The organism is Rhizobium sp. PDO1-076, assembly GCF_000247475.1.
In the GTDB taxonomy this organism is placed as follows: domain Bacteria; phylum Pseudomonadota; class Alphaproteobacteria; order Rhizobiales; family Rhizobiaceae; genus Allorhizobium.
Map to the genome: position 1 here is coordinate 1 of NZ_AHZC01000172.1, position 3583 is coordinate 3583.

Consider the following 3583-nt stretch of genomic DNA (forward strand, 5'->3'; position numbering starts at 1 on the left):
TTGATACACATGACGGGCATCTTCCACGTCCTTCGCCAGCACTGCGCAACGCTGACTTGCCAGTTCCAAGTCATCCTCGAGTTGCTGATGGCCTTTATAGACAAGCAAAACCCTCTCTTTCGACAGCTCTATCTCACCAGTGGCTACGACCTTTTGCATAATTCTCTGATAAATCGCGTTTTCACGGTCCGTCAGGGTTACAGCGCTTTCCGCTACAGCCGTAGCTTGTTCCTGGCGAAGTTGTATAGCATTCGAAAGCATCGCCCGCGCTGTTTGAAGTGCGCGAAGACAGGCATCTTCGCGCCTGTATTTGACGTCCTGGAGTACGCGAAATTTTTCAATCATCGAAGTACATTCCGCAATGTCTCAAGTGTGTCATTGAACGATTCAAATTCATTAGGATCTTGCTTAAGAAAAGCATTTATCGCTTCATTTTTGGCGATTGCGAGATCCGTCTTCGGGTCGCTGCCGATCTTGTATTCGCCAATTCTGACGAGCAATTCGATATCAGCATAAGTGGCCAGAAGACCGTTTGTCTTCGCTACCAGAGCCCTATGCTCATCCGAAGTAATCGCATCCATGAGGCGGCTCTTGGAGTTCAGAACATCGATTGCTGGGTAGTGATAAGCGGCTGCTAATTTTCGGGACAATATGATGTGCCCGTCGAGAATGGATCGTGTTTCGTCGGCCACGGGTTCGTTCATGTCGTCGCCTTCCACCAACACCGTGTACAAGGCAGTGATCGAGCCCTTGTCATTCATACCGACGCGCTCCATGAGCCTTGGAAGTGTGGCAAATACAGATGGCGGGAACCCCCTCCGGGTGGGCGGTTCACCCGCGGCAAGTCCAATCTCGCGCTGGGCACGGGCAAAACGTGTGACAGAGTCCATCAAAAACAAAACACGTTTGCCTTGATCGCGGAAATATTCGGCAATTGCCGTTGCAACGAAAGAGGCCTTGATTCGCTCCATCGGGCTTTTATCCGATGTCGCAACGACCAAAATGGCCTTTTTCATTCCTTCCGGCCCGAGATCGCGCTCGATGAATTCACGCACTTCGCGACCACGTTCACCGATCATGGCCATGACCGTTACATCCACTTCCGCGCCCTTTACCAGCATCGAAAGTAGCGTTGATTTTCCACCACCGGCTGCGGCAAAAATTCCCAGACGTTGTCCTTCGCCGACAGTCAGCAAGCCATCAATCGCACGAATTCCCGTCGCAAGAGGTCTGTCGATAATCCGCCGGGTCAATGGATCCGGCGGCACCTGGTGAACCGGATAGTAGGTTTGCGGAATGAACTTTTCATTCTTTCCATCGATAAATCTCCCAAGTCCATCCAAAACACGACCGCGCAGATCGTCACCGACCGGAACGCGCAACACTTGCCCGGTGGCATAAACCTCGGTGTGAGGCCCGACGCCCTGTGTGTCACCGTAGGGGGAAAGAAGCGCCTCGCTGTTGACGAAACCGACGACCTCAGCAGATAGCCTGTGACCACTGATGCGGTTATGCAAGTTGACAATCTCACCGATCTTCACGTTGGCAATAGTCGCATGCACGATCGTGCCGAAGACTTTCGTCACTCGCCCGCTGACGACAAAAGGATCAAAGTCTTCAATCGCTACTGAGAGGTTTGGAATGAATTGATCGAGGTGCCGGTCAATAAAAGCGCGCCTTACATCAACTGCGTTTGCGAGGTCTTTGTGCAGAGAAGAGATCATTGTGTCGTCTCCGCAAATTGCGGGCGTTTTAGATCGGAATGGGCGATGTTCGCGGCCGTCTGATCAATGAGCTGGTCGACCTCGCCGAGCATGTGACCGAGATCGCATTCAATCCTGTTGGTAGTGGACTCAAGCACAAAGGAATGTTGGTTCAAAGACGAATCTTCTAGGATCTCAATCGATTGAAACGACGGAAATTTCGCTTCAATTTTGGCGGTAATCGCCGCGAAACTGGGGCCGAGATATGGCGGCAAGTATATTTGCAAACGACTGTCCCGGCGTAGTTTTTGCAGGGCCTGGTGTAGTACTGTTTCAACCAGTGCGCAGTCTTCGAAGACTGCGAGAATTTTGCGGATCGACGATTTCACGAGGTCTGCCAAATCACGTTCCATCGCTTGTAATTTCCTATCGAGATGGTCGTGATCGGCCAATAATCTTGCCAGTGCTTCCTTGTCGGCTGACTCACGGCCTTCCCGATAACCGCGCTCCTTTTCATCTCTATAGTGAGCCTGGGCAGAAGCGGCGATTTGTACCGCATTGTCGCGGGCAGTCTGCAAGACTGTGTGGGCTTCTTCCAAGGCCGAAAACTCCACGGCCTTGATGACGCCGTTCCCTCTCGACACGGTGTGATTGATCACTTCGGGTCGGAAAATGAGGTTCACCATGGTACACCCCTGTTACGAAAAAACGTCGTTAGTTCCGCAGCCTGCATGTCGGTCAGTGTCGGAGCGGTCGAAGTGAGCCCGGCTGTCGTCATCGGGTTTTGAAAGCGCAGGGAAAATAATGTTGCACATCCCGGATCGGCTCTTCTTGCAAATGCAATAAATGTTTTGAGGCCTTCCCAGATTGTCGGATGGGCATTCTGAGCGGCGCCATGCGAGGTCTCGCGGTCGGGATTTTCATATCCTTCTTGATCCGAATTTGGCCTCAAGACCTCGTCCAGCTGGAATGCCCGGCTCCGTTCGGCCAAGCATGGATAGAATGCTTGCGCCTCACGCATGGCCGTAAGGAAAGCATCAGACCCAAGTATCGTTTCGGCTTTCTTGCGTTTTGACTTGAGTACGCAGAGACGAATTTGTGGAAAGAGCTGGATGGCAGCACAGTGCCGGGCAAGCGTCACGATTTCTGCCGTCTCGTATTGTAGAAGCCTTAAAGTGATCTTGAGGGCTACGTTTTCGTCCAACTCACGTAGAAAGTCTTTCGAAAAGGACAACTGCTTAAGACCGAGATTACGAGAGAATGCCTGGTTGAGGGGAGTGCAAAATGCAGGAAAGGCGGCAAGCTTCTTGAACGCTTGTCCGTCCAGGGGAGAATGGGAAAGGTAGTCATCGTGGACGAACTCAAGCGGCCGTATCACACATTCAGCCATTCGCGCGATCTGCGCAGCAGTATCGCGATTGAGAGGCGCAGACGGACGGCTCATTTACTCAAATATCCCTATTCGCTGCTGCTGTCTGGTTGAAAGCCGTTGCCGTAGCGTCTCGAATTGTTACGGGCTTTTGCAAAGGAAAATAACGTGACGATGTTGGTCAGAACCAACAAAGCTAGGATTATCCCGCAGATTGTCGCAATTTCCCAAAAATAGCTTGCGTCAGTGGTCCGGATTCCAAGGCCAGGCAATATTTCAGTGAAGGAGCGGTTCCGTGGGTCGACATTACCCTGTGTAGCCTCTCCCTCGACAAGTACAACGGTGACATGTTCATAATCGACGCCTTCGACCGCGGTACTGACCAATCGTCGGATACGAGGCGTAAAAAAATCGAGATCGACGCCATGTCGCTGCTTGATGAAAACCGCAACGGAGGACGGTTTGAGCTCTCCCCCAAACTCGGGGCTCTCGGGCAATAACGATATGAACG

At 52.0% G+C, this 3583-nt stretch carries 4 protein-coding genes and 1 pseudogene; all 5 read right to left on the reverse strand.

Annotated features, from left to right (window positions below; translation table 11 throughout):
- Positions 1-345 (reverse strand): type III secretion system stalk subunit SctO (sctO, locus tag PDO_RS11240; RefSeq protein WP_009109330.1); only part of this gene is annotated, 345 nt, incomplete at its 3' end.
- Positions 342-1724: a type III secretion system ATPase SctN gene (gene sctN / locus PDO_RS11245; RefSeq protein ID WP_009109333.1), complete on the reverse strand. Its 1383-nt coding sequence runs from the start codon at positions 1722-1724 to the stop codon at positions 342-344. The genes sctN and sctO, both read right to left, overlap by 4 nt.
- A complete protein-coding gene (locus PDO_RS11250; RefSeq protein ID WP_009109335.1) occupies positions 1721-2389 on the reverse strand; it encodes a hypothetical protein in 669 nt (222 codons plus the stop codon). The genes sctN and PDO_RS11250 overlap by 4 nt, the downstream gene beginning before the upstream one ends.
- Positions 2383-3147 carry a hypothetical protein gene (locus PDO_RS11255; protein ID WP_009109337.1) on the reverse strand — a complete coding sequence of 255 codons (765 nt, stop codon included), beginning with the start codon at positions 3145-3147 and terminating at the stop codon, positions 2383-2385. Before PDO_RS11255 ends, PDO_RS11250 begins: the two co-directional genes overlap by 7 nt.
- 14 nt (positions 3148-3161) lie before the next feature.
- Positions 3162-3583 (reverse strand): annotated as a pseudogene (locus PDO_RS28310) (hypothetical protein); the annotation flags it as partial.